This window comes from Streptomyces sp. NPDC005496, from assembly GCF_042872045.1.
Classification (GTDB): domain Bacteria; phylum Actinomycetota; class Actinomycetes; order Streptomycetales; family Streptomycetaceae; genus Streptomyces.
Genome location: NZ_JBIAJQ010000013.1, coordinates 1 through 23,953, shown reverse-complemented (window position 1 = coordinate 23,953; position 23,953 = coordinate 1). Strand labels below are relative to the sequence as shown.

The following is a 23,953-nucleotide window of genomic DNA, read 5'->3' as shown; positions in this document are numbered from 1 at the left end:
CCCGTGCGCGGCGGTCAACCCCGCGTCCGCTGGGTGACCGCGATGCAGACCAGGACGGCCGCGGCCGTCAGCGGCGCGGCCGGTGTGAGGTGCTCGCCGAGGAGCAGCACCGACCACACCAGTGTGAGCAGCGGCTGTGCCAGCTGCAACTGGCTGGCCTTGGGGACGCCGATGGCGGCCATGCCGCGGTACCAGACGACCAGCCCGAGGAACTGTGAACCGGCCGCCACCCACAGCAGCCCGGTCACGCTGTGCCCGGTGAGCCGCACGGGTTCGTACGACAGCGCGACCAGGGCGCCGGGGACGGAGAGCGGCAGGCACAGGACCAGCGCCCAGCCGATGACCTGCCAGCCCGGCATCAGCCGGGCCAGCCGGCCCCCCTCGGTGTATCCGGCCGCGCAGACCAGCAGCGCGCCGAAGAGGTACGCGTCCGCGCCGGTCAGGGTGCCGCCGCTCTGCTGCACGGTGAACGCGATCACGGCGGCCGCCCCGGCGAGCGCGGCGGCCCAGAAGGTGCGGGAGGGCCGCGCCCCGGTGCGGAGCGCGGAGAGCAGCGCGGTCGTCAGCGGCAGCAGTCCGACCACGACGGCCGCGTGCGAGGTGGTGGCCGTCTCCAGCGCGAGCGTCGTCAGCAGCGGGAACCCGAGCACGACGCCTCCGGCGACGACCGCGAGCCCCGCCCAGTGTCGGCGGCCGGGCGGCGGCACCCGCAGCGCCAGCAGGCAGCCGCCCGCGACCAGCGCCGCGAGGACGCTGCGGACGGCGACCAGCGACCAGGGGCCGAACCCCTCCAGGCCCCAGGCCGTGGCGGGGAAGGTGAGCGAGAACGCCGTCACGCCGAGGGCGGCCAGCAAGGTGCCGGTGCGGGCGTCGGCGCGAGCGTCGCCGTGGCCGGGTGTGGTGCTCCGGTGCTCCGGGCCCGCGCCGCGAGCTGCGCCGAGTGTGCCGGTCTCGGTGTCGCCGGGGGTGCTGACCGCTATCGATGTCGGGGCAGTAGCGCTATCCTGTGCTGTCATGCAAGAGCGTAGCAGTGTGGGTGATCTGGCGAGCAGGCTGCGGAGCGAGCTCGACCGCTACTCTCCCGGTGGAAAGCTGCCGTCGAGCCGGGCCCTGGTGGAGCGGTTCCGGGTCAGTCCCGTGACCGTCTCGCGGGCGCTGGCGCAGCTGGCCGCCGAGGGACTGGTGGTCACGCGGCCGGGAGCCGGGGCCTTCCGGGCGCAGCCGCGCACCGCCCCCGCCGCCGGCGGGGACACCGCCTGGCAGACCGTGTCGCTCAGCGCCGACGCCGCCACCGAACTCGTCCCGCGCACCGTGGACGCCTCCGGCGTGCTGGTGTCGCTGGCCGCGCCGCCGCCCGGCGTGATCGAGTTCAACGGCGGCTACCTCCACCCCTCGTTGCAGCCCGAGCGGGCCATGGGCGCGGCCCTGTCACGGGCGGGACGGCGGCCCGGCGCATGGGCGCGACCGCCCGTCGAGGGCCTCACCGAGCTGCGGGAGTGGTTCGCCCGGGGCATCGGCGGAGCCGTCTCCGCGGCGGAGGTCCTGATCACCGCGGGTGGCCAGTCGGGCCTCACCACCGCCCTGCGCGCGCTCGCGCCGCCCGGCGCCCCTGTCCTCGTCGAATCGCCCACGTATCCGGGCATGCTCGCCATCGCCCGCGCCGCCGGCCTGCGACCCGTGCCGGTGCCGGTGGACCGGGACGGGGTGCAGCCCGCGCTGCTGGCCGACGCGTTCCGGGCGACCGGCGCCCGGGTCTTCGTCTGCCAGCCGCTCTTCCAGAACCCGACCGGCGCCGTGCTCGCACCCGAGCGCCGCGGTGAGGTGCTGCGCATCGCCCGCGCGGCGGGGGCGTTCGTCGTCGAGGACGACTTCGTGCGGCGGCTGGTCCACGAGGACGCGGGACCGCTGCCGCGGCCGCTCGCCGCCGACGACACCGACGGGGTCGTGGTGCACGTCTGCTCGCTGACCAAGGCGACCTCGCCGAGCTTCCGGGTGAGCGCGCTCGCCGCCCGCGGCCCGGTCCTGGAGCGACTGCGCGCGATTCAGGTCGTCGACACCTTCTTCGTGCCGCGGCCCCTCCAGGAGGCGGCACTGGAACTCGTGGGCTCCCCGGCCTGGCCCCGCCATCTGCGGTCCGTTTCCGCCGAGTTGAAGACCCGCCGGGACACCATGACGTCAGCGCTGCGCCTGCACCTGCCCGAACTCGCCCTGCCGCACATCCCGTTGGGCGGCTACCAGCTCTGGCTGCGCCTGCCCGACGGCGCGGACGAGGCCGCGCTCGTCGCGGGCGCCCTCCGTGCGGGCGTGGCCGTGACGCCCGGTCGTCCCTACTTCAGCGCCGAACCGCCCGCCGGACACGTCCGGTTGAGCTTCGCGGCCGTCGCGGGCACGGGCGAGATCGCCGAGGGCGTACGACGGCTGCGGGCGGCCTGCGACGAAGTGCTGTAGGTCCCCTCCGGCCGGCGGACCCGTGCCGGGCGCCGAGGTGGCTCCACGAGGGCGCCCCGACCGCCCCCGGGAGAGTGGCGTGTTCTCGTCAGTACCCTCAGTTACACCTATTGACCTGCGGACTTTCGCACTTCACCATCGCCGCATGCATCTTCGGGTCACCTTCGTCGCTGCCGCGCGCAGCTCCTCGCTGCTCGCCGAGCGTTTCGAGGACGACCGGCCGCTGGACCAGGCCGGCTGGGACGAGGTGCAGCGTGCCGCGCACGAGCTGGTGCCGCTCGCCGCGGCGGAGCTGCGCTACTGCTCGCCCACCCCGCGCAGCAGGGCGACCGGCGACGCGCTCGGCTACGCGCCGCTGGTGCAGCTCGCGCTGCGGGACTGCGACATGGGGCGCTGGCGCGGCTTCACCCTGGGCGAGGCGATGGCGCGCGAACCCGAGGCAGTCGACTCCTGGCTCGCCGATCCGCGCTCCGCCCCGCACGGCGGCGAGTCCCTGATGTCCTTCATCTCCCGGGTGGGCGGCTGGCTCGACACCCGGCCCGCCGACGACGGCAGCCGCATCGTCGCAGTCGCCGAACCCTCGGTGGTGCGGGCCGCGCTCGTCTACGCCCTGAAGGCCCAGCCGGCGACGTACTGGAACATCGACGTCCGCCCCCTGTCGACGGTCACCCTGACCGGGCACAACGGACGATGGAACCTGCGTCTTGAGTCCGGACTGCAACGCGTCTGAAGCCCTGCCGGCCGTACGTGTCGTAGCTCCGGTCGCGGCAGCCCGGGGTCAGTGACCGTGGCCCTGGCCGAGGGTGTCCTGGTCCGGCCGGACGTAGTCGGTGGTCAGGACGAGGTCCTTGGCGGGGCCGCCCACCCGCCACACCGTGCGCCAGCGACCGGCGTCGTCGACCGTGAACTCGCCCCGGTAGTGATCCGCCGCGCAGGGATGGACGGCGACATGGCGGCCCGTGGACAGGTCGAGGTCGTGGAAGGGGCGTCCGTCGGAGAACCGTACGTCCGCGGTGCCCGCCCGGCCCCCGGGCAGGAACCACAGCGTCCGCTCCGCGGGCCGGGGCGTGCCCTGCCACACGAAGGTGCCGGACTCGTGGTGCAGGAGACCGTCCCCGCCGTCCTCCAGGGGCGAGAAGACCGTCGTGCCCGTGAACCGTCCCTCGGTGCCCGCCGCGAGGTCCACCACCCGGCGCTCCACCCGCCAGCTTCCGGCCAGAAACGCCAGCACGTCGGCCACCGGCCTGAACTCGCCCATCCCGTCCCGCTCTCCGTCACATCCGACCCGCGTACCGGCGGCACGGCGCGAGGGGGTGAACCCCTGTTACCGCGCTTCCGCCCCCTCCCTATCTTGCCGTTCGAAGTGCTGGTCGACGTCCGTGCCATCGAACCACTCGGCGGGACGTGGTAGCTGTGGAAGTCGGCGTGGCCCTCCGGGTGCCGTCGGGTGGCAGGGCGCCGGCCGGCCGCCAGACGGCGGCGGGCCGGGGTGGAGTGCGTTCCCGTCGGTCCCGGGCCGGGGTGAGGTGACTGCGTATGTGCCGCCCGGAGAGGCGCGCGTCCGCGTCAGTCCCGGGGCGAGGTGGCTCGCGTTCCCGTCGCGGAGCCCGGTCCCGCGGTGTCAGCCCACTCGCTCGGCGAGGAAGGCCTCCCAGGTCCGCTCGCCCACGTCGTTGCCCCGCAGCGCGAGGTTCTCGCCCGCGCGGTAGGCCCGGCCCGCCTTCCCGGGCATCCGCACCGGCATCAGCGGGCGGCGCTTGCCGCGCGCGCCAAGATAGCCGCGCAGCAGGTCGCCGAGCGGGTACACCTTCGGACCCGCCAAGTCGGGCACCAGACCGGCTGGCTGATCGAGCGTCAGCTCCGCCAGCCGGGCCGCCACCTCGCGCGAGTCCACGGGCTGCAACCGCAGCCCGCCGGGCACCGGCACGACCGGCATGCGCGCCATCTTCTCCGCCATCATGAGGACGAGGTCGTGGAACTGGGCCGCCCGCAGCATCGTCCACGGCACACCCGAGTCCATGATCGCCGTCTCGGCCGCCCGCTGGGTCCTGAACCAGCCCAGGGGCACGGTGTCCGCCCCGATGACCGAGATGTGGACGAGGTGCTTCACTCCGGCGCGCCGCGCGGCCCCCACCAGGTTCCGGGCCACCTTGTCGTCGCCCTTGTTGCCGCCCGCCAGGTGCAGCACGGTCTCCACCCCGGCGAGCGCCGCGTCGAGGCCCTCGCCGGTGAGCAGGTCGACGGCGACGTACTCGACGCCGTCGCCGGACGCGCCGCCGCTGCGGTTCAGCACCCGTACCTCGCGGCCGGCCGCCCTCAGCATCGGGACGACGTGGCGCCCCAGGTTGCCCGTACCGCCGGTGACCAGGATCGGGGAGGTCGTCATGGCAACTCCTGAACTGTTCGGTCCGGGAGCCGTTCTCCCGGTACTTTCGACTGCGCTGTGCGGATCTACTGCTCTGACACCCGGCGACGAAGGAATGTGACACGGTGGACGGACACGAATCGCTGACGGAGCGCTTCGAGGAGCGGCGCTCCCATCTGCGGTCGGTGGCGTACCGGATGCTCGGCTCGCTCAGCGAGGCCGACGACGCCCTCCAGGAGGCCTGGCTGCGGGCCGGCCGCGCCGATGTCACGAAGGTCGAGAACTTCGGCGGATGGCTCACCACGGTGGTGGCCCGGGTCTGCCTGAACATGCTGCGGTCGCGTGAACACCGCCGCGAGGACCCCCTCGACGGGCAGGTGGCGCACCCGGTCGTCCAGCCGGAGTCCGGGGGCGACCCCGTGCGGGAGGCGGAACTGGCCGACTCGGTGGGGCTCGCGATGCTGGTGGTGCTCGACACACTGGCGCCCGCCGAGCGTCTCGCCTTCGTGCTGCACGACATGTTCTCCGTGCCCTTCGACGAGATCGCCCCGATGATCGAGCGTTCGCCGGCCGCGACGCGGCAGCTCGCCAGCCGTGCGCGCCGCCGGGTCAGGGGCGGCGGCACGGTTCCCGCGGCCGATCTCGCCCGTCAGCGCGAAGTGGTCGGGGCGTTCCTCGCCGCCACCCGGGGCGGCGACTTCGACGCGCTGGTCAGCCTGCTCCACCCCGATGTGGTGCTCCGGGCCGACAAGGCCGTCATCCCCAGCCCGGAGCCGATCGTCGTCAGCGGCGCGCAGGTCGTGGCCAAGGGCGCGATGGCCGCCATGGAGCGCGCCCTGGCCACCGAGCCGGCGCTGGTCGGCGGACGCGTCGGCCTCGCGATGGCTCCGCTCGGACGGCTTCGCCTCGTGCTCGCCTTCACGGTCACCGACGGCGGGATCACCGAGATCGAGGTGATCGCGGAACCGGACCGCCTCCGCGAGGTCGACCTGGCCGTCCTGGACGCCTGACCCCACGGCCCCGGCCCGCCACCGACGGCGGGCCGGGACCGTGGGCCGTACGATCCCGGCGTTCGGGGCACGGGGCCGCCATGAGGCGTGGCGTACGCGGCTGGTCACCGGGCGCCCGTGATCTCGGACGCCACCGGGACGCACGCGGGGCCCGGACAGTGAACTGGCAAGCCGCGTAAGCCGGGTGTCCCGACCAGAGGGTCGGACGGTCCCGCACGCCGAGGGCGCCGGCCAGAGAATCGGCCGGTCCCGTTCGCCGGGTGTCCTGGACAGTGAACACGCAAGCCCCGCAAGCCGAGCGTCGCCGCCATTGAACTGGCCGGTCCCGTACGCCGAGGGCCCCGGACAGTGAACCCGCAAGCCGTCCGCCAGTCGCCCCGGCCAGTGAACCGGCAAGCCCGGGACCCCGGGCGTCCCCGAAAACCCTTGGACGGGTCCGGCCGGAACGGGCGAGGATCCGCCCTTGTGACGATGCCGAAACCGCTGCTCGCCGAGTCCGCCGCCCGCAACAACGCCGAGTGGTGCGCGGCCATGAGCCGGGCGCACGGCCTGGCGGGCGAGTTCACCGCACAGGCGTGGGCCTCACCGTCCCGTACGCCGCCGTACTACCCGGATGCCGTGACCCTGGTGCCGGGCGCCGACCCGGAGGCGCTCACGGCCCGGATCGACACCACGGCGCCCGGCGCCTCCGTCAAGGACTCCTTCGCCGACCTCGACCTCGGCGCCGCGGGCTTCCGGGTGCTGTTCGAGGCGCAGTGGATCCACCGCCCGGCGACGGCCCCGGCAGAGCCCGTCGCGGGCCCCGTGTGGCACGTGGTCCGCGACCCGGCCACCCTGCGCGCCTGGGCGCTGGCCTGGGACGACGGCGACGGGCATGCGGACGTGTTCCGTCCCGGACTCCTCGACGACCCCGCCGTCCACGTGCTGGCCGGGGTCTCACCGGACGGCCGGGTGACCGCCGGCGCGGTGGCCGGCCGGAGTGAGCAGGTGGTCGGTGTCTCCAACGTCTTCGCCGAGGAGGGCGGCCCGGACGCGGCCTGGCCGTTCGTCCTGGAGGCGCTGCACCGGCTGCATCCCGGCCTGCCGGTGGTCGGCTACGAGCACGGCGACGACCTCACGGCCGCCCTCCGCCACGGCTTCGAACCCGTCGGCCCCCTCCGGGTCTGGCTGCACGCGGGACCCGGCGCGGAACCCCCGGCCCCTGCCTGACAGGCCTTGACGGAACGGGACTTCAGAGGTCTCGGTCCCCGCAGGCGCCGTCGGCGGTCGCGTCCCCGCCGGTCTCCCGCGTCACCCGGTGATGAGGCTGACGGCCCTGGTGCGCCCGGTGGCCGTACTCAACTGCCAACCCCGGCCTCCCACTTGCGGCGGCGGAGCGCGGCCTCGCTCATCAAGTGGCGGCTTCTTTGCAGGAGTTCGCCCACCTCCGGGTCACGGAACCGGAGGTGCGCGGACGGCCGCCAGCCCTGTACGGACCGCCCGGCCCGGGTGCGTACCGTCTCGTCCGGATCCTCCAGCAGACCGACCGCCGCCCGCAGCGCCGCGAGGCCGCCCAGCGCGTCGAGCAGTCGCAGCGCACCGATGCGGACGTGCCGAGGCCATGCGGAACCGGTGCGTTCCAGCAGCAGGTCGGCGGGGATTTCCGCCACGTAGGGCAGCAAAGCGACGGCCGTCTCGCGGACGACCCCGGGGGCCGGGTCGTCGAGGAGCGGGCGCAAGCGGTGCGTGTCCACCCGGTCCAGCGCCCGCAGCCCCGCCACCGCCCGCGCCCGCACCCCGTCCGCCGGGTGCGCGAGCAGCGGCCACAGCAGGCCGGCGTCCGCGCCCTCCCCGCACTCGGCGAGCCCGCTGACCGCACCGGGCGGCGGACCGAGACCCTCCGGCGCCGCGCACCGCTTCCGGTACCAGGCGGCCGGGTCACCTCCGTGCTGCCGTACGACGTAGCGGGCGCACGCACGCACCAGCGCCGACCGGTCAGCCAGGAACGCCTCCGCCTCAGCCGGACGCCCCGCCCGCCGCAGCGCGGTGACCCCGGCCGAGCGGGTACGCGGGTTGCGCGCGGACAAGAGGGGGAGCAGCACCTCCTCGTACACGTCCTCGTCCCCCACGGCCGTGAGCGCCGCCGAGGCGCACAGATCCTGGACCACGGTGTCCTCGTCCTCGGCCGCCACGCGGGCCAGCTCGGCGGGGCCGATCAGCCGGCCCTCCACGGCCGGCCCGTAGGCGAACCTCCGCACGGCCCGGTCGTGGTCGGCGAAGAGCGGTTCGAGGCGATCCAGGGGTGCCCGGCGCAGGGCCTCGCCGAGGACGTCGACGCCGAAGGCACCCCTGTCGCGGCGGCCGACACGGAGGACGAGCGGCGCGAGGGCGAGGGCCGCGTCCAGGTCCAGCGCCTCGCGCAGCAGCCGCCGGGCGGCCTCGCGGACCGGGGCCGCCCAGTCGGCGCAGCGGATCACGACCAGGGGCAGCAGACCGCGGGGTACCCGGCCGCCTGGTGCACCGCCTCCTGACGGACCCGCCCGTCCCAGTGGCAGAGGGCGAGAGCCAGCCGGGACTCGTCGAGCCCGGGCCGGCCGGAGAGCTGCGACGCGGAGCGGTTCCACCAGGACAGGTGCCGCAACCGGTGACGGGGCAGCGCGCGCACTCCCGCGTCCAGCGCGAGCCAGGCGCCGGGGTCCGCGACGGCGAGCGCGTCCCCGAGCGGCACACCGTGCGACAACCGCACCGCCGCCGCCGCCGCTCCGTCTTCGTCACCCACGTCTTCCGGCATTTCCACCCCTTCGGCTGCCCTCCCGGGTGATCGTAGGGTGCCGGGCTCGTGCAGGCGTGCGAGATACGGCGCGTGATCGCCGACGGAATCCACCGGGCGCCCAGTGCCACGGGAGCTGGCGGAACCGGCGGGCGGCTCCCGCGCCCCGGTGCGTCTCGCGGCCGGCGTGCACCGGAACGGATTGCATAAACGTGCAGCGAAACGTATAGTCATGCCATCCAAGAGGAGGGTTTCATGGCGGTACGTGCGGCAGTGGCGGGAGCGAGCGGATACGCGGGCGGGGAACTGCTGCGTCTGCTCCTGGTCCACCCCGGGATCGAGATCGGCGCTCTGACCGGCAACTCCAACGCGGGCCAGCGCCTGGGCGCACTGCAGCCGCACCTGCTGCCCCTCGCCGACCGCGTCCTCCAGGAGACCACCCCCGAGGTCCTCGCCGGCCACGACGTCGTCTTCCTCGCGCTGCCGCACGGGCAGTCCGCCGCCGTCGCCGAGCGGCTCGGTCCCGACGTCCTCGTCGTGGACATGGGCGCCGACTTCCGGCTCAAGGACGCCGCGGACTGGGAGCGTTTCTACGGCTCCGCGCACGCCGGGACCTGGCCGTACGGCCTCCCCGAACTGCCGGGTGCCCGCGCCGCGCTGGAGGGGTCCAAGCGCATCGCGGTGCCCGGCTGCTACCCGACGGCCGTCTCACTGGCGCTCTTCCCCGCGTACGTGGCCGGGCTCGCCGAGACCGAGGCCGTGATCGTCGCCGCCTCGGGCACCTCCGGCGCCGGCAAGACGCCCAAGGCGCACCTGCTGGGCAGCGAGGTCATGGGCTCCATGTCGCCGTACGGCGTCGGCGGCGGCCACCGGCACACCCCCGAGATGATCCAGAACCTGAGCGCGGCCGCGGGCTCGCCCGTCTCGGTCTCCTTCACGCCGACCCTCGCGCCGATGCCGCGCGGCATCCTCGCCACGTGCAGCGCCAAGGCCCTGCCCGGCGTCACCGCCGAGTCCGTACGGGCCGCGTACGAGAAGGCGTTCGCGGACGAGCCGTTCGTGCACCTGCTGCCCGAGGGGCAGTGGCCCGCCACGGCGTCCGTCCACGGTTCCAACGCCGTTCAGATCCAGGTCGCGTTCGACGCCGCAGCGCACCGGATCATCGTGATCAGCGCCATCGACAACCTGACCAAGGGCACCGCGGGCGGTGCCGTCCAGAGCATGAACCTCGCCCTCGGGCTTCCCGAGGACACGGGTCTTTCCACGATCGGAGTCGCACCGTGAGCGTCACGGCAGCACAAGGGTTCACGGCGTCGGGCATCGCCGCCGGGATCAAGGAGAACGGCAACCCCGACCTGGCCCTCGTGGTCAACAACGGGCCCCGCCTCGCCGCCGCGGGCGTCTTCACCTCCAACCGCGTGAAGGCCGCGCCGGTCCTCTGGTCCGAGCAGGTCCTCAAGGGCGGACTCGTCTCCGCGGTCGTCCTCAACTCCGGCGGTGCCAACGCCTGTACGGGACCGCAGGGCTTCCAGGACACGCACGCCACCGCCGAGAAGGTCGCCGAGACGCTCGACGTGAACGCGGGCGAGGTCGCCGTGGCCTCGACCGGTCTGATCGGCGTGCTGCTGCCGATGGACAAGCTCCTCCCGGGAGTCGAGCTGGCCGCGGCCCAACTCTCCGAGCACGGCGGCGAGAAGGCCGCCATCGCCATCAAGACGACCGACACCGTCCACAAGACCTCGGTGCGCCAGGGCGACGGCTGGACCGTCGGCGGCATGGCCAAGGGCGCCGGCATGCTCGCCCCCGGCCTCGCCACCATGCTCGTCGTCCTGACCACGGACGCCGACGTGGACACCGCGACCCTGGACCGGGCGCTCCGCGACGCCACCCGGGTCACCTTCGACCGGGTCGACTCCGACGGCTGCATGTCCACCAACGACACCGTGCTGCTGCTCGCGTCCGGCGCCGCCCAAGTCACGCCCGCCTACGAGGAGTTCGCGGAAGCCGTACGGGCGGTCTGCGACGACCTCGGCCAGCAGCTGATCCGGGACGCCGAGGGCGCCAGCAAGGACATCAAGGTCGAGGTCGTGAACGCGGCGAGCGAGGAGGACGCCGTCGAGGTGGGCCGCTCCATCGCCCGCAACAACCTCCTCAAGTGCGCCATCCACGGCGAGGACCCCAACTGGGGCCGCGTCCTGTCCGCCATCGGCACCACCCGGGCCGCCTTCGAACCGGACCGTCTGAACGTCGCCATCAACGGCGTGTGGGTCTGCAAGAACGGCGGCGTGGGCGAGGACCGCGAACTGGTCGACATGCGCTACCGCGAGGTGCACGTCGTCGCCGACCTCGCCGCGGGCGACGCGACCGCCACCATCTGGACCAACGACCTCACCGCCGACTACGTCCACGAGAACAGCGCGTACTCCTCATGAGCACCACGCGGAAGCACACCGCCCTGCCCAAGGCGCAGATCCTCATCGAGGCGCTGCCCTGGCTCACCCGGCACCACGGCCGGACCGTCGTCATCAAGTTCGGCGGCAACGCCATGATCGACGACGAGCTGAAGGCCGCCTTCGCCCAGGACGTGGTGTTCCTGCGGCACGCCGGCCTCAAGCCCGTCGTCGTGCACGGCGGCGGACCGCAGATCAGCGCCGCCCTCGACCGGCACGGCATCGTCAGCGAGTTCAAGGCGGGCCTGCGCGTCACCACCGAGGACGCGATGGACGTCGTCCGCATGGTGCTGGCCGGGCAGGTGCAGCGCGAACTGGTCGGACTGCTCAACCAGCACGGGCCGTTCGCCGTCGGGATGACCGGCGAGGACGCCCACACCATCACCGCCACCAGACACCGGCCGCGCATCGACGGTGAGTCCGTCGACATCGGCCGGGTCGGCGAGATCACCGAGATCGACACGGGCGCGATCGAGGCACTGCTCGCCGACGGCCGGATCCCGGTCGTCTCCTCGATCGCCCGCTCCCAGGACGACGGACATGTCTACAACGTCAATGCTGATACGGCGGCTGCGGCACTCGCTGCGGCTCTTGGTGCCGAGACCCTGATGGTCCTGACCGACGTCGAGGGCCTCTACGAGGACTGGCCGGACTCCGACGAGGTGATCAGCCGGCTCACCGCGAGCCAGCTGGAGAAACTCCTCCCGGAGCTGGCCAGCGGCATGGTGCCGAAGATGGAGGGCTGCCTGCACGCCGTACGCAACGGCGTCAACACCGCCCGGGTCATCGACGGCCGGGTCCAGCACTCGATCCTGCTGGAGATCTTCACCGACGAGGGGATCGGCACGATGGTCGTGCCGGACGAGGAAGAGGGGGACGCCGTATGACCGCCAACGAGGACCTGACACAGCGCTGGCAGGGCGCGCTCATGGACAACTACGGCACCCCGCGCCTGCCCCTCGTCCGCGGGGCGGGCACCAAGCTGTGGGACGCCGACGGCAACCAGTACCTCGACTTCGTCGGCGGGATCGCGGTCAACGCGCTCGGGCACGCCCACCCGGCGGTCGTCGAGGCCGTGAGCACCCAGATCGCCGCCCTCGGCCACGTCTCCAACCTCTTCGTCGCCGAGCCGCCCGTCGCGCTCGCCGAACGGCTGCTCCAGCTCTTCGGGCGGGAGGGCCGCGTCTACTTCTGCAACTCGGGCGCCGAGGCCAACGAGGGCGCCTTCAAGATCGGCCGGCTGACCGGGCGTCCGCACATGGTCGCGACGGACGGCGGCTTCCACGGCCGGACCATGGGCGCGCTCGCCCTCACCGGCCAGCCCGGCAAGCGGGAACCGTTCCTGCCGCTCCCCGGCGACGTCACCCACGTGCCGTACGGTGACGCGCAGGCCCTGGCCGAAGCGGTCACCGAGGACACCGCGCTCGTGATCATCGAGCCGATCCAGGGCGAGAACGGCGTCGTCGTGCCGCCCCCCGGCTATCTGAAGGCCGCCCGCGCCATCACCGCCGCCACCGGCAGCCTGCTGGTCCTCGACGAGGTGCAGACCGGCATCGGCCGCACCGGCTCCTGGTTCGCCTACCAGGCCCACGAGGGCGTCCTGCCGGACGTCGTCACCCTCGCGAAGGGCCTCGGCGGCGGACTGCCGCTCGGCGCGACCGTCGCCTTCGGCCGCGCGGCCGAGCTGCTGAAGCCCGGTCAGCACGGCACGACCTTCGGCGGCAACCCCGTCGTGTGCGCCGCCGGACTCGCCGTGCTCGACACCATCGAGTCCGAGGGACTGCTGGAGAACGTCAAGCGCGCGGGCGAGAGGCTCCGGGACGGAATCGAGTCCCTCGGGCACCCGTTGATCGACCACGTCCGGGGCGCCGGCCTGCTGCTGGGTATCGTGCTCACCGAGCCGCTCGCGTCCCAGGCGCAGCAGGCGGCTCAGGACGCCGGCCTCCTGGTGAACGCGCCCGCCCCCGATGTCGTACGGCTGATGCCCCCGCTGAACCTCGGCGAGGACGACGTGGACGCGTTCCTCCGGGCCCTGCCCGGTGTCCTCGACGCCCTCGACGGGGACGGACGATCCGGAGAATGAGACGACGATGAGTCAGGCGCAGGAGCACGAGCACGAGCACGAGCACGCGGGGCCCGCCGTGCCGCAGACCCGCACCGCACGCCACCGCCGGATCGTGGACATCCTCAACCGGCAACCGGTGCGCTCGCAGAGCCAGTTGGCGAAGCTTCTCGCGGACGACGGGCTGACCGTCACCCAGGCGACGCTCTCCCGGGACCTGGACGAGCTGAACGCGGTCAAGATCCGCAACAACGACGGCGACCTCATCTACGCGGTACCGAGCGAGGGCGGATTCCGCACCCCGCGCGCGCCGCTGGGCGAGTCGGCGAAGGAGGAGCGGATGCGGCGGCTCTCGGCCGAGCTGCTGATCTCCGCGGAGGCGTCCGCGAACCTCGTGGTCCTGCGGACTCCGCCCGGTGCCGCGCAGTTCCTCGCCTCGGCCATCGACCAGGCCGAACTGCACGACATCCTCGGCACCATCGCGGGCGACGACACGCTGATGCTGATCAGCCGGGAGCCGAGCGGCGGGCAGGCCCTGGCGGACCATCTGCTGCGGCTGGCCCAGAACGGGCACTGACCCGGCGGCCCCCTCGCGACGCGGCCGTGCCCCGCGTGGGCGGCGCGAGCGGGGGCAGTTGCTCGCACGGGGCTCGACGGCGATCCCCGCCGGCAGAGGTGCGTGCTCGTCCCGGACGAGGAAGCCGGTGTCCTCAGCCGGAACGGAGGGGGAGCCATGAACCAGTGGGCCTACGGTCTTCTCATCATCGCGGTCCCAGGAGTTGCGGCCTTCGCCATGTGGGCCCAGTCGGCGAGCGCGCGCGACTACTGGCGCCGCCGCCGAGGGCAGTAGACGCGGGGCGTCTGCCCGAGCCCGGGCCGGGAGACTCCGGGGCCGCCGGCCGCTCGCACTCAGGGGAGAGGGGCCGGCGGACGCGACGCGCGACAGCCGCCGGGCCGGAACGGGAGGCGGCGGGGCCGGGATCACCCGAGGCGCCCGGCCAGCCCGCTGGTGCAGCGCACCTCGTCGCCCGCCGTGACGAGCAGCGCCTCCACGTCCGGCAGGGACTCCAGCCAGCCGAGGCCCTCCCGCGAGCCCATCGCGAATGCCGCCGTGGCCCAGCAGTCCGCCCAGGTCAGGCGGGGTGCCACGGCCGTGACGGCGACCAGGTCGGTGACCGCGGACCGGCCGGTCCGGGGATCGACGATGTGGTCGCCGCGCTCGGCGGTGCCGGAGGTGGCGACGGCCAGTTCGTCCGCGGCGGCGGCGGAGATCACGGCCGCCAGCCCGCCCGGCCGCAGCGGGTCCGACACCCCGACCCGCCAGGACCGCTCGGGTCCGGGCACGCCGAGCAGTTGCACGTCCCCGCCGCCGTTGACGCTCACCCCGCTCGCCCCGGCCCCCGCGAGACACCGGGCGGCCCGTTCGGCGGCCCAGCCCTTGACGATCCCCGTCGGGTCGAGCCGTCCCTCGTACCGCAGGCTGAACCAGCCGTGGCTCGCGCGCTCGGCCTCGGCGCCCAGCTCCAGCACCTCGGCGACCACCGGATCGCACCGCGCCTCCGTCAGCTCCCCGCGGGCCAGCCGGGAGACCTGGCTGTCCTCGCGGTACGTGCTGAACAGCTCGTCCACCCAGTGCAGTCCGGCCACGGCCTCGCGCAGCGCGGCCTCGACGGCGGCGGGCTCCCCACCGCGGACGTCGAAGGAGAAGACGGTCCCCATGACCTCCTCCGCGTGCCGCACCACGGCGGGGGTCCGTGCCGGCTCGGCCACCGTGTCAGCCACCGGCCTTGTCCAGGGCGGACTGGAGGGACTGCTTGTATCCGGCGCTGGTGTAGGTGGCGCCGGTGACGGTGTCGATGTCGGCGGTTCCGGCGGTGACGGCCTGTTCGTTGAGGCGGGGTACGGCGTCGTCGGTGACCTGGGTGCTGCGTCCGCCGCTGGGTGCCTGGACGGCCTCGGCCTTCGTGATCTTGCCGCCGGCGAGGGTGAGGCGTACCTGGACGGGCCCGTACTGGGTGGTGGCGACAGCGCCGGTGACGGTCCGGGCCTGCGCGGCGGGAGCCTTCGACGCGGGAGCCCCGCTCCCGGTGGATCCGGCCTTGTCCAGGGCGGACTGGAGAGACTGCTTGTATCCGGCGCTGGTGTAGGTGGCGCCGGAGACGGTGTCGATGTCGGCGGTGCCCGCGGCGACCGCTTCCTGGTTGAGGCGGGGTACGGCGGCGTCGGTGACCTGGGTGCTGCGTCCGCCGCTGGGTGCCTGGACGGCCTCGGCCTTGGTGATCTTGCCGCCGGCGAGGGTGAGGCGTACCTGCACGGGCCCGTACTGGGTGCTGGCGACAGCGCCGGTGACCGTACGGGCCTGCGACGACTGCTGGGAGCTGCCGCCCTGCGGCGACTCCTGCCCCGCCACCGACTGCTGGGGCGCCCCGCCCGCCGACGCGGCGGCCGGATCGGACGCGGGCTTCAGCGACAGCAGCAGGACGATCCCGGACACGGTGGCGGCGGTGGCGAGCACGACGCGCCGAATGGGGTGGCTCTTCTTCATCGCTCCTGACTCCCGTCGCTCACATCTCGAACGACTCGTGATGGATACGGCGGGCGGGGACCCCCGCGCCGCGCAGTGCCTCGTACACCTGCTGCGCGAAGCCGGGCGGGCCGCACAGGAAGACGTCGTGGCGTTCGATGTCCGGCAGCTTGCGCCGCAGGGTCTCCGCGGAGATGTCCGGGCGCTCCCCGTCGGGGCTGTTCACCGCGTACATCAGCCGCGCCCCGCGCTCCTCGGCGATCGCCGCGAGCTCGTCCCAGAGGGCCAGGTCCTGCGTGCTGTTGGCCCGGTACAGCAGCGTCAGGTCGCCGGCCGCGCCGGGCAGCGTCTCGAACAGCGCCCGCATCGGGGTGATGCCCACGCCGCCCGCGACCAGCAGCACCTTGCCGCGGCTGCGCCGGGCCGCCGTCAGCGCCCCGTAGGGTCCCTCGGCCCAGACGCGGGTGCCGGGCTCCAGATCGCGCAGCGCCGCGCTGTGGTCGCCGATCGCCTTCACGGTGATCCGCAGCATGTCCGGGCGCGGCGCCGCCGACAGGGAGTACGGGTGCGAGCTGAGCCGCATGCCGGGCGCGAGGAAGCGCCAGCGGAAGAACTGCCCCGCCTCGGCGCCCATGCGGTGCAGCCGGCGGCCCCGGATCAGCACCGACACGATGCCGGGCGTCTCCTCGATGACCGCCTCGACGCGCATCCGGTGCCGCAGGTTCAGCCGGACCGGCACCAAGACGCGGTACCAGAGGACCAGGGCGGTCACCGACCCGTACAGCCCGTACCAGACGGTCTTCGCGGTGGGCTCGACGGCGAACTCGTTGCCGGTGGACAGCTGGTGCCAGAACGTCAGGAACACGGCCGCGTACGTGAGCAGATGCACGTGGTACCAGAGGTCGTACGGGATCCTGCGCCGTACCGGACCGATCGAGATGAGCCCGATGAACAGCAGCAGGCCCGTGCCGATCGCCGCCTTGCCCATGTCCGGCAGCTGCTGGACCGAGTCGACGGTCTGCTGGACGACCCCGGTGAAGGTGCGGCCGGCCTGGAGCGCGTACCCGTACATGATCAGCACCAGGTGGGCGACGACCAGGCAGAGCGTGTAGCGGCCGCTCATCGCGTGCCACCGGGCGACCCGGTCCGAGCCGACGCGGCGCTCCAGCGCGGGCACCCGGGCCATCTGCAGCACCACGAGCGCCATCAGGTACCCGGCGAGCAGCCCGGTGATCCGGCCGGCGTTGAGCACCTTCCCGCTGCCGTCCGCGATGGACGGGGTGTTGCTCCACCACAGCCAGATCACCCCGGCCGCACCGGCCCAGACGGCGATCAGCAACGGGACGGCGGGCGAGCGTCGAGGGCGGATACGGCGCATGGTCTGGCGCCGCGCGGCGCGACCACCGGCGATCGTGGACACGGTTCCTCCGTGTTCCTCCGTGGGGACGGGGCGAGGGGAGTGGCCCCCTGGCCCAGAGATACGGCCCACGACGGCGGTCCGTTCAGAGGTCCCGCGCCCAACTGCGGCGCCGGGGGCCGGTCCGGTACGAGGACCGGCGCGTGGCACACCCGCGGGGGCGTCCGAACGGCTCGCTAGTACCGCGTGATCGCGGTCGCCCCGCCCGCCGTCCCGATCGCGATGTGCGGTTCCCGCTCCGGGTCCGCCCACCGCAGGATCCGCCGCATCGCCGACGCTGGCACGGACACGCAGCCCGCCGTCGCCCCGCGCCCGTCGACGTGGAGGAAGATGCCGGCGCCCCGCCCCCGCACCGGGCGCTCGTAGTTGAAGCCGATGACGAAGGCGTACGCGTACTGGTCCCGGTAGGAGATCAGGTGCTCGGACTCCGCGGCCCGGCAGTCGGAGGGGCGGGGCTCGGTCCAGCGGTTGTAGGCGCGGGAGTTGTTGTCCTGGCACCACCACGAGTTCCGGTGGACCCGGCGGTAGGGGGTGGCCGTCCCGCCGGGCGCGGCCTCGATCCCGAACGCGTACGGCAGGTCGTACAGGCCGGTGGGGGTCGTGTTCGTGCCCTGCCGACGCGAGGCGCCCTCGGTCAGCCCGGCGGCGCCGAAGCGGGCCGGCGCGGAACCGGCCTCGACCCAGCGCCCGCGGCGCCGCTCCCACCAGATGACGGTGCCGGTCGTGGCGGAGGTCCGGGCGGCCCGGGCGGTGATGAGCTGGCTGCCGCCGCCGGTGTCCGCCATCAGCTCCGGAAGCGCGGGCGGGCCGCTCGGGGCCAGGGCGAACAGGGACGCGGACGCGAGTGCGGCGGCAGCGAGGCGCATGGCTCAGACGGTACTGGGGGGCAGCGGCAACGGCAGCCCGGGTAGGCCGTCCAGGCTGGTCGCCACATGGTCCTTCTTGTGGAAGTACGCGTCCAGCGAGGCGTCGTCCTCGCGGGCGAAGCGCTTGGCGTGCAGATCACGGTCCTCGTCGTACGACATGAAGGGGACGGCGTACCCGCAGGTGTCCCGGATCAGGGCGGCGGTGACCACGACGACCGCGCGGAGGCCGTGCTGCGCCGGGTCGATGTGCGGGAAGTGCGCCAACAGCTCCCGGAAGCGCGGGTCGTCGCGGAAGACGGGCTCTCCCCGGCCGTGCACGCGCACGATGTTCGGCGGGCCCTGGAAGGCGCACCACATGAGGGTGATGCGACCGTTCTCCCGCAGATGCGCGATGGTCTCGGCGTTGCTCCCGGCGAAGTCCAGGTAGGCGACGGTCAGTTCGTCGATCACCGCGAAGGAGCCGGTGAGTCCCTTGGGCGAGAGGTTGACGGTGCCGTCCCCGGACAGGGGCGCGGTCGCGGTGAAGAAGATGGGCTGCGCCTCGATGAAGGTGCGCAGTCTGCCGTCTATGCGTTCGTAAGTCTTTCCCATGTCTAACGATTATCGGGCACGATCCTTTGCCTGTCTAAGGAATTGAGGGTTACGTTTCCGCGGGTCAGGCGACCGCTCGGGCCGGTGACGTGCCGACGTGGGTGGTGGCGGGCGTCGACTCCGATGAGTGCGAACGGCGGTCGTCGGCGCCGGTGGTGGCGGGCCGGGCCCTTCCGTGGCCGCCCCGGCCGGCGCACGGGGCGGCCACGGCGCCCGCGCCCTCGGGAGCGCGGGCGGCCAGGGAGCCGGTCCCTGGGGCTCGGTGGCATCCGACGGCGGTGGCGAAGCCGTCGGCGCCGGAGCCCCGTCTTCCCGGCCGACGGGAGGTGTGAACGTGGCGCCTGCGCCCGATGAGGCATACGAGAGAGCGTGTTGCGTCGTTCACCAGGGCGCGGCGTTCCCTCCTGGGTGCTCGATTGACGAATCATGCAGAGTTCTGCATACTCATGCATGACAGGGTTCGCGCGACGAAGGGAACACCGTGACGGAGCGCGCCGCGACCGCCCGCCCGGGTGGCCCCGGCACCACCGTCGCCCCCGGCCGGCGCACCGGGAGACCCCTGTCGCCGAAGCTCGCCGCGACGCGGGACCTCGCCCGACCGACAGCGTGAAGACCACCGCCCGCCCGCACGCGCGAGGAGGCGGCGGCACACCCACAGCCTTGAGGAGCAGAGCAAGTGAGCAGCAACAGCGGTGACGTACGGCTCTGGGGCGGTCGTTTCGCCGACGGTCCCGCCGAGGCCCTGGCGAAGCTGTCCGCGTCCGTCCACTTCGACTGGCGGCTCGCGCCCTACGACATCGCCGGTTCCCGTGCCCACGCGCGCGTGCTCCACAAGGCGGGCCTGCTCACGGCCGACGAGCTCGGACGGATGCTGGACGGACTGGACCGGCTCGAACAGGACGTGGCCTCCGGCGAGTTCGTCGGAACCATCGCCGACGAGGACGTCCACACCGCCCTCGAACGCGGCCTTCTGGAGCGCCTCGGCCCGGACCTCGGCGGCAAGCTCCGCGCCGGCCGGTCCCGCAACGACCAGGTGGCGACCCTCTTCCGGATGTACCTGCGCGACCACGCGCGGATCATCGGCGGCCTGATCGCCGACCTCCAGGACGCTCTGGTCGGCCTCGCGGAGGCGCACCCCGACGTGGCGATGCCCGGCCGCACCCACCTCCAGCACGCCCAGCCGGTGCTGTTCGCCCACCACGTGCTCGCCCACGTGCAGTCCCTGTCCCGGGACGCCGAGCGGCTGCGCCAGTGGGACGAGCGGACCGCCGTGTCGCCGTACGGTTCGGGCGCGCTCGCGGGTTCCTCCCTCGGCCTGGACCCCGAGGCGGTCGCCGCGGACCTCGGCTTCGAGCACGGCAGCTCCGGCAACTCCATCGACGGCACCGCCTCCCGGGACTTCGTCGCCGAGTTCGCCTTCATCACCGCGATGATCGGCGTCAACCTCTCCCGCATCGCCGAGGAGATCATCATCTGGAACACGAAGGAGTTCTCCTTCGTCACCCTCCACGACGCCTTCTCCACCGGCTCGTCGATCATGCCGCAGAAGAAGAACCCGGACATCGCGGAGCTGGCGCGCGGCAAGTCGGGCCGCCTCATCGGCAACCTGACGGGCCTGATGGCCACGCTCAAGGCCCTGCCGCTGGCGTACAACCGCGACCTCCAGGAGGACAAGGAGCCGGTCTTCGACTCCTGCGACCAGCTGGAGGTCCTGCTGCCCGCCTTCACCGGCATGATGGCCACGCTGACCGTCAACCGCGAGCGCATGGAGGAACTGGCCCCGGCCGGCTTCTCGCTGGCCACCGACATCGCCGAGTGGCTGGTGCGGCAGGGCGTGCCGTTCCGCGTCGCGCACGAGGTCGCCGGCGAGTGCGTGAAGGTCGCCGAGGCCGACGGCGTCGAGCTCGACGGGCTCACCGACGAGCAGTTCGCGAAGATCTCCCCGCACCTGACGCCGGAGGTGCGCGGTGTCCTGAACGTGCCGGGGGCGCTGGCCTCCCGCAACGGCCGCGGCGGCACGGCGCCGAGCGCGGTCGCCGTACAGCTCGCCGAGGTCAAGGCGGACCTGGCCGCGCAGCACGCCTGGGCCACCGCGAAGAAGTAGCACCCCGCGTCCGCGAGGGCGTCGCGGGTTACGTTGGTCGCAAGCCGTCAAGGAGCCGACCCCAACGGAGCCCGCGATGCCCTTCGCCCGACTCGCCTCGGCGACCACGCCCACCGCCCACATCGGCCTGGGCCTCGCCGCCGTCGGCCGCCCCGGCTACATCAACCTCGGCCGCGAGGACGACCTGCCGGCGGAGCGCAGCGTCGACGCCCTGCGCGAGCGCACCCACGAACTCCTGGACGCCGCGTACGCCCAGGGCGTGCGCTACTTCGACGCGGCCCGCTCCTACGGCCGCTCCGAGGAGTTCCTCGCCGACTGGCTGCGCGCCCGTCCCGAGGTCGACGACGTCGTCGTCGGCAGCAAGTGGGGCTACACCTACACGGCCGGCTGGCGCACCGACGCCGAGGCGCACGAGGTCAAGGACCACGGTCTCGCCACCTACGAGAGGCAGCGCGCCGAGACCGCCGCGCTGCTGGGCGACCGCCTCGACCTCTACCAGATCCACTCGGTGACCCCGGACAGCCCGGCCCTCACCGACAAGGAACTGCACGCGCGGCTCGCCGAGGCCGCGGCCGGGGGCCTGTCCGTCGGGTTCTCGACCAGCGGGCCCGCCCAGGCCGACGCCATCCGCGCCGCGCTCGCCGTCACGGTGGAGGGCGAGCCCCTCTTCCGGACCGTCCAGGCCACGTACAACGTGCTGGAGACCTCGGCCGGGCCCGCGCTCGCCGAGGCGCACGCCGCGGGGCTCGCAGTGATCGTCAAGGAGGGCATGGCGAACGGGCGCCTGGCCGCCCCGCACGCGCCGGGCGCGGTCCAGGACATCGCTCGGGAGACGGGGCTGACCGCCGACGCCGTCGCCCTCGCCGCCGTTCTGCACCGGCCCTGGGCCGACGTCGTCCTGTCCGGCGCGGCCACCACCGGCCAGCTCGCCTCCAACCTGCACGCGGCCGTCGTCACCCTCGACGAGGGACAGTCCGCCCGGCTGGACGCGCTCGCCGAGGACCCGTACGCCTACTGGGAGCGCCGCGCCCAACTGCCCTGGCACTGAGCACCGGACTCACCGCCGCACCCCGCGACGGTGAGCTCCGCATGCCTCCAGTGAGACAAAATTGTCTCATATGGTCTACCCTTGTCTCATGGCCGTCGACCGTGACCACGTACTCCGCAGCGCCGCAGCCCTGCTGACCCGCAAAGCCACCTCCACCATGGACGAGGTCGCCAAGGCGGCCGGGATCAGCCGTGCCACGCTGCACCGCCAGTTCGCCGGGCGCGACGCCCTGGTCCGCGCGCTGGAGGACCTGGGCATCCGGGAGTGCGAGGCGGCGCTCGACGCGGCCCGGCTGGACGAGGGGCCCGCCAGCGAGGCCGTACGCCGGCTGGTGCGGGAGATCGAGCCGGCGGCCGGCCTGCTGGCGTTCCTGGTCACCGAGAACCAGCTGTTCGAGGGGGACACCCAGCACGAGGGCTGGGCCCGGCTCGACGCCCGCATCGCCGCGCTGTTCCGGCGCGGCCAGGACAGCGGCGAGTTCCGCATCGACCTCACCCCCGCCTGGCTCACCGAGGCCCTCTACGGGCTGATCGGCTCGGGTGCCTGGGCCGTGATGGACGGCCGGGTGGCCGCCAACGACTTCCAATTCATGATCGTCGAGCTGCTGCTCGGCGGCGCACTACGGAGAGTGGAACCATGACCAGCACCGACCAGCGGACCGTCGCGGCGGAGGTGGAGCGGCGCCCCAGGCGCTGGCTCGCCCTCTCCGTCCTCGTCCTCGCTGTGCTGCTGGTGGCCGTCGACGCGACCGTCCTCGGCCTCGCCACGCCCTACATCAGCGAGGACCTGCAGCCCTCCGGCACCCAGCTGCTCTGGATCGGCGACGTCTACTCCTTCGTCATCGCCGGCCTGCTCGTCTCCATGGGCAGCCTCGGCGACCGCATCGGCAGGAAGCGCCTGCTGCTCGTCGGCGCCACGGCGTTCGGCGCGATCTCGGTGCTCAACGCCTACGCCACGTCACCGGAGATGATGATCCTGGCGCGGGCCCTCCTCGGTGTCGCGGGCGCGACCCTGATGCCGGCCACGCTCGCCCTGATCCGCAACCTCTTCCACGACCCGCGCGAACGCAGTCTCGCCGTCGGCATCTGGGGCGCCACCGCCTCCGCCGGCACCGCGGTCGGCCCGGTGGTCGGCGGTTTCCTGCTCGAACACTTCTGGTGGGGCTCGGTCTTCCTCATCAACCTGCCCGTGATGGCGGTGCTCGTCCTCGTCGGCATCAAGCTGCTGCCCGAGTCGCGCAACCCCGACCCGGGTCCCTGGGACCTGATCAGCGTCGTCCTCTCGCTGGTCGGCATGATCGGCATCGTGTACGCCGTCAAGGAGGCCGCCACGCACGGGCCCACCTGGACGTCGTCGGGCGTCGGCCTGCTGGGCGCCGCCGCACTCCTCGGCTTCGTGCGCCGCCAACTCACGCTGCCCGCACCCCTGCTGGACATGCGGCTGTTCCGCCACCGCGGGTTCTCCGGGGCCGTGCTGGCCGACCTGCTGACCATCCTCGGACTGTCCGGGCTGGTCTTCTTCCTCTCGCAGTACCTGCAACTCGTGCAGGGCCGGGCGCCGTTCGAGGCGGGGCTCGCCGAGATCCCGGCCGCGGTCGGGGCGGTCGCGGCGGGACTGATCGCGGGCACGGTCGCCCGGCGCTTCTCGGTGCGCGCGGTCGTCTCCGGCGGTCTGGCCGCCGTGGGCGCGGCGCTCGCGGTGCTCACCCTGCTCGGCGAGTCCACCGGCTACCCGCTGATCGGCGCCGCGCTCCTGGTCGTCGGCATCGGCGCGGGCTTCTCGTTCACCGTCACCGCCGACGTGATCCTCTCCAGCGTGCCCAAGGAGCAGGCGGGCGCGGCGTCCGCGGTCTCCGAGACGGCGTACGAACTCGGCGCGGCCCTCGGCATCGCCGTGCTCGGCTCGATCGTGACCGGCGTCTACCGGGACTTCGCCGGTCCCGCGGGCACCCCTGAGGCGGCGCGTGAATCCCTCGGCGGCGCCGTCGAGGCGGCGGCCGGACTGCCGGCCGACACCGCCGAGGCCATGCTGTCCTCGGCCCGGGGCGCCTTCGTCGAGGGACTGGCGCTCGCGTCGGGCGTGGGCGCGGCGGTACTGCTCGCCACGGCCGTGGCGGCGTGGTTCCTGCTGCGCGGCCAGCGGCTGTAGAGCACCCCGCGTGTCGGGGGAGCGGAACGAAAGCGGGCCGCGGGGGGGGGGCGGGGGGGGGCCGCCCCCCCCCCCCCCCCCCCCGGGCGGGGGGGGGGGGGCCGGCGGCGGGGGGGGGGGGGCGGGGCGCGGCCGCGCCCCCGCGCGGGGCCCGGCCCCCGGCCGCAACCC

Annotated in this window: 21 protein-coding genes and 1 pseudogene; 13 read left to right on the top strand and 9 right to left on the bottom strand. The window is 73.7% G+C overall.

Annotated elements, in window-relative coordinates; genetic code table 11:
* Positions 1-14: 14 nt before the first annotated feature.
* Positions 15-1,016 (bottom strand): DMT family transporter, encoded by a 1,002-nt coding sequence (locus ACFYQQ_RS32890; RefSeq protein WP_356244473.1) that lies wholly within the window; start codon positions 1,014-1,016, stop codon positions 15-17.
* On the opposite strand from ACFYQQ_RS32890, the gene ACFYQQ_RS32885 reads away from it, so the two are divergent.
* Together ACFYQQ_RS32885 and ACFYQQ_RS32880 are read left to right on the top strand one after the other, a co-directional pair.
* Positions 1,015-2,448 (top strand): PLP-dependent aminotransferase family protein, encoded by a 1,434-nt coding sequence (locus tag ACFYQQ_RS32885; RefSeq protein WP_355789251.1) that lies wholly within the window; start codon positions 1,015-1,017, stop codon positions 2,446-2,448. The two genes, ACFYQQ_RS32890 and ACFYQQ_RS32885, sit on opposite strands and share 2 nt — an antisense overlap.
* Before the next feature lie 145 nt (positions 2,449-2,593).
* Positions 2,594-3,178, top strand: coding sequence for a histidine phosphatase family protein (locus ACFYQQ_RS32880; protein ID WP_355789248.1), 585 nt, complete (start codon positions 2,594-2,596; stop codon positions 3,176-3,178).
* Positions 3,179-3,226: 48 nt separating this feature from the next.
* Here the strand turns inward: ACFYQQ_RS32880 and ACFYQQ_RS32875 are convergent, their stop codons facing one another.
* Together ACFYQQ_RS32875 and ACFYQQ_RS32870 are read right to left on the bottom strand one after the other, a co-directional pair.
* Complete coding sequence (locus ACFYQQ_RS32875) at positions 3,227-3,706, bottom strand: DUF6314 family protein (protein WP_355789246.1); 480 nt, start codon at positions 3,704-3,706, stop codon at positions 3,227-3,229.
* 363 nt (positions 3,707-4,069) lie between these two features.
* The gene (locus ACFYQQ_RS32870) at positions 4,070-4,834 is read right to left on the bottom strand and encodes an NAD(P)H-binding protein (RefSeq protein WP_355789243.1); all 765 of its coding nucleotides are present in this window, start codon (positions 4,832-4,834) and stop codon (positions 4,070-4,072) included.
* A gap of 104 nt (positions 4,835-4,938) precedes the next feature.
* On the opposite strand from ACFYQQ_RS32870, the gene ACFYQQ_RS32865 reads away from it, so the two are divergent.
* Together ACFYQQ_RS32865 and ACFYQQ_RS32860 are read left to right on the top strand one after the other, a co-directional pair.
* Positions 4,939-5,823 carry a sigma-70 family RNA polymerase sigma factor gene (locus tag ACFYQQ_RS32865; RefSeq protein ID WP_356175333.1) on the top strand — a complete coding sequence of 295 codons (885 nt, stop codon included), beginning with the start codon at positions 4,939-4,941 and terminating at the stop codon, positions 5,821-5,823.
* Between the two features lie 471 nt (positions 5,824-6,294).
* Entirely contained in the window at positions 6,295-7,032 is a 738-nt protein-coding gene (locus tag ACFYQQ_RS32860) for a hypothetical protein (protein WP_355786730.1), read from the top strand.
* A gap of 128 nt (positions 7,033-7,160) precedes the next feature.
* Here the strand turns inward: ACFYQQ_RS32860 and ACFYQQ_RS32855 are convergent.
* Positions 7,161-8,593, bottom strand: a pseudogene (locus tag ACFYQQ_RS32855) (hypothetical protein).
* A gap of 234 nt (positions 8,594-8,827) precedes the next feature.
* Here ACFYQQ_RS32855 and argC point away from each other — a divergent pair.
* The 5 genes from argC to ACFYQQ_RS32830 are packed head-to-tail and all read left to right on the top strand — an operon-like array spanning position 8,828 to position 13,661.
* Complete coding sequence (gene argC, locus ACFYQQ_RS32850; protein WP_355788735.1) at positions 8,828-9,856, top strand: N-acetyl-gamma-glutamyl-phosphate reductase; 1,029 nt, start codon at positions 8,828-8,830, stop codon at positions 9,854-9,856.
* Positions 9,853-11,004, top strand: coding sequence for a bifunctional glutamate N-acetyltransferase/amino-acid acetyltransferase ArgJ (argJ, locus tag ACFYQQ_RS32845; protein WP_356175341.1), 1,152 nt, complete (start codon positions 9,853-9,855; stop codon positions 11,002-11,004). Before argC ends, argJ begins: the two co-directional genes overlap by 4 nt.
* Positions 11,001-11,909: an acetylglutamate kinase gene (gene argB, locus ACFYQQ_RS32840; RefSeq protein ID WP_355788741.1), complete on the top strand. Its 909-nt coding sequence runs from the start codon at positions 11,001-11,003 to the stop codon at positions 11,907-11,909. Before argJ ends, argB begins: the two co-directional genes overlap by 4 nt.
* A complete protein-coding gene (locus ACFYQQ_RS32835; RefSeq protein WP_356175344.1) occupies positions 11,906-13,105 on the top strand; it encodes an acetylornithine transaminase in 1,200 nt (399 codons plus the stop codon). The genes argB and ACFYQQ_RS32835 overlap by 4 nt, the downstream gene beginning before the upstream one ends.
* 7 nt (positions 13,106-13,112) lie before the next feature.
* Positions 13,113-13,661, top strand: coding sequence for an arginine repressor (locus ACFYQQ_RS32830; RefSeq protein WP_356175347.1), 549 nt, complete (start codon positions 13,113-13,115; stop codon positions 13,659-13,661).
* 404 nt (positions 13,662-14,065) lie between these two features.
* Here ACFYQQ_RS32830 and ACFYQQ_RS32825 read toward each other — a convergent pair whose 3' ends face one another.
* From ACFYQQ_RS32825 to ACFYQQ_RS32805, 5 genes are all read right to left on the bottom strand, one after another.
* Positions 14,066-14,866, bottom strand: coding sequence for an FAD:protein FMN transferase (locus ACFYQQ_RS32825; RefSeq protein ID WP_388906261.1), 801 nt, complete (start codon positions 14,864-14,866; stop codon positions 14,066-14,068).
* Positions 14,859-15,629: an FMN-binding protein gene (locus ACFYQQ_RS32820; protein ID WP_355790652.1), complete on the bottom strand. Its 771-nt coding sequence runs from the start codon at positions 15,627-15,629 to the stop codon at positions 14,859-14,861. Before ACFYQQ_RS32820 ends, ACFYQQ_RS32825 begins: the two co-directional genes overlap by 8 nt.
* Before the next feature lie 19 nt (positions 15,630-15,648).
* The gene (locus tag ACFYQQ_RS32815) at positions 15,649-16,986 is read right to left on the bottom strand and encodes a ferredoxin reductase family protein (protein ID WP_355790659.1); all 1,338 of its coding nucleotides are present in this window, start codon (positions 16,984-16,986) and stop codon (positions 15,649-15,651) included.
* Positions 16,987-17,201: 215 nt separating this feature from the next.
* Positions 17,202-17,891, bottom strand: coding sequence for a L,D-transpeptidase (locus tag ACFYQQ_RS32810; protein ID WP_388906258.1), 690 nt, complete (start codon positions 17,889-17,891; stop codon positions 17,202-17,204).
* A 3-nt stretch (positions 17,892-17,894) separates the two neighbouring features.
* Positions 17,895-18,482 carry a pyridoxamine 5'-phosphate oxidase family protein gene (locus ACFYQQ_RS32805; protein ID WP_388906255.1) on the bottom strand — a complete coding sequence of 196 codons (588 nt, stop codon included), beginning with the start codon at positions 18,480-18,482 and terminating at the stop codon, positions 17,895-17,897.
* Between the two features lie 676 nt (positions 18,483-19,158).
* On the opposite strand from ACFYQQ_RS32805, the gene argH reads away from it, so the two are divergent.
* From argH to ACFYQQ_RS32785, 4 genes are all read left to right on the top strand, one after another.
* The gene (gene argH, locus ACFYQQ_RS32800) at positions 19,159-20,586 is read left to right on the top strand and encodes an argininosuccinate lyase (RefSeq protein WP_355794211.1); all 1,428 of its coding nucleotides are present in this window, start codon (positions 19,159-19,161) and stop codon (positions 20,584-20,586) included.
* 76 nt (positions 20,587-20,662) lie between these two features.
* Entirely contained in the window at positions 20,663-21,634 is a 972-nt protein-coding gene (locus ACFYQQ_RS32795) for an aldo/keto reductase (RefSeq protein ID WP_388906252.1), read from the top strand.
* Between the two features lie 88 nt (positions 21,635-21,722).
* Positions 21,723-22,274 carry a helix-turn-helix domain-containing protein gene (locus tag ACFYQQ_RS32790; protein ID WP_356175364.1) on the top strand — a complete coding sequence of 184 codons (552 nt, stop codon included), beginning with the start codon at positions 21,723-21,725 and terminating at the stop codon, positions 22,272-22,274.
* On the top strand, positions 22,271-23,782 hold the full coding sequence (locus tag ACFYQQ_RS32785) for an MFS transporter (RefSeq protein WP_356175367.1): 1,512 nt from the start codon (positions 22,271-22,273) through the stop codon (positions 23,780-23,782). Before ACFYQQ_RS32790 ends, ACFYQQ_RS32785 begins: the two co-directional genes overlap by 4 nt.
* Positions 23,783-23,953: the final 171 nt, after the last annotated feature.

Bases quoted from the DNA above. Each gene is read 5' to 3' on its own strand.
- argC (WP_355788735.1), top strand. From the start codon at position 8,828: ATGGCGGTACGTGCGGCAGTGGCGGGAGCGAGCGGATACGCGGGCGGG.
- ACFYQQ_RS32790 (WP_356175364.1), top strand. From the start codon at position 21,723: ATGGCCGTCGACCGTGACCACGTACTCCGCAGCGCCGCAGCCCTGCTG.
- ACFYQQ_RS32795 (WP_388906252.1), top strand. From the start codon at position 20,663: ATGCCCTTCGCCCGACTCGCCTCGGCGACCACGCCCACCGCCCACATC.
- ACFYQQ_RS32810 (WP_388906258.1), bottom strand. From the start codon at position 17,891: ATGCGCCTCGCTGCCGCCGCACTCGCGTCCGCGTCCCTGTTCGCCCTG.
- ACFYQQ_RS32860 (WP_355786730.1), top strand. From the start codon at position 6,295: ATGCCGAAACCGCTGCTCGCCGAGTCCGCCGCCCGCAACAACGCCGAG.
- ACFYQQ_RS32785 (WP_356175367.1), top strand. From the start codon at position 22,271: ATGACCAGCACCGACCAGCGGACCGTCGCGGCGGAGGTGGAGCGGCGC.
- ACFYQQ_RS32880 (WP_355789248.1), top strand. From the start codon at position 2,594: ATGCATCTTCGGGTCACCTTCGTCGCTGCCGCGCGCAGCTCCTCGCTG.
- ACFYQQ_RS32870 (WP_355789243.1), bottom strand. From the start codon at position 4,834: ATGACGACCTCCCCGATCCTGGTCACCGGCGGTACGGGCAACCTGGGG.
- ACFYQQ_RS32835 (WP_356175344.1), top strand. From the start codon at position 11,906: ATGACCGCCAACGAGGACCTGACACAGCGCTGGCAGGGCGCGCTCATG.
- ACFYQQ_RS32875 (WP_355789246.1), bottom strand. From the start codon at position 3,706: ATGGGCGAGTTCAGGCCGGTGGCCGACGTGCTGGCGTTTCTGGCCGGA.
- ACFYQQ_RS32815 (WP_355790659.1), bottom strand. From the start codon at position 16,986: ATGCGCCGTATCCGCCCTCGACGCTCGCCCGCCGTCCCGTTGCTGATC.
- argB (WP_355788741.1), top strand. From the start codon at position 11,001: ATGAGCACCACGCGGAAGCACACCGCCCTGCCCAAGGCGCAGATCCTC.
- ACFYQQ_RS32820 (WP_355790652.1), bottom strand. From the start codon at position 15,629: ATGAAGAAGAGCCACCCCATTCGGCGCGTCGTGCTCGCCACCGCCGCC.
- ACFYQQ_RS32805 (WP_388906255.1), bottom strand. From the start codon at position 18,482: ATGGGAAAGACTTACGAACGCATAGACGGCAGACTGCGCACCTTCATC.
- ACFYQQ_RS32830 (WP_356175347.1), top strand. From the start codon at position 13,113: ATGAGTCAGGCGCAGGAGCACGAGCACGAGCACGAGCACGCGGGGCCC.
- ACFYQQ_RS32890 (WP_356244473.1), bottom strand. From the start codon at position 1,016: ATGACAGCACAGGATAGCGCTACTGCCCCGACATCGATAGCGGTCAGC.
- ACFYQQ_RS32885 (WP_355789251.1), top strand. From the start codon at position 1,015: ATGCAAGAGCGTAGCAGTGTGGGTGATCTGGCGAGCAGGCTGCGGAGC.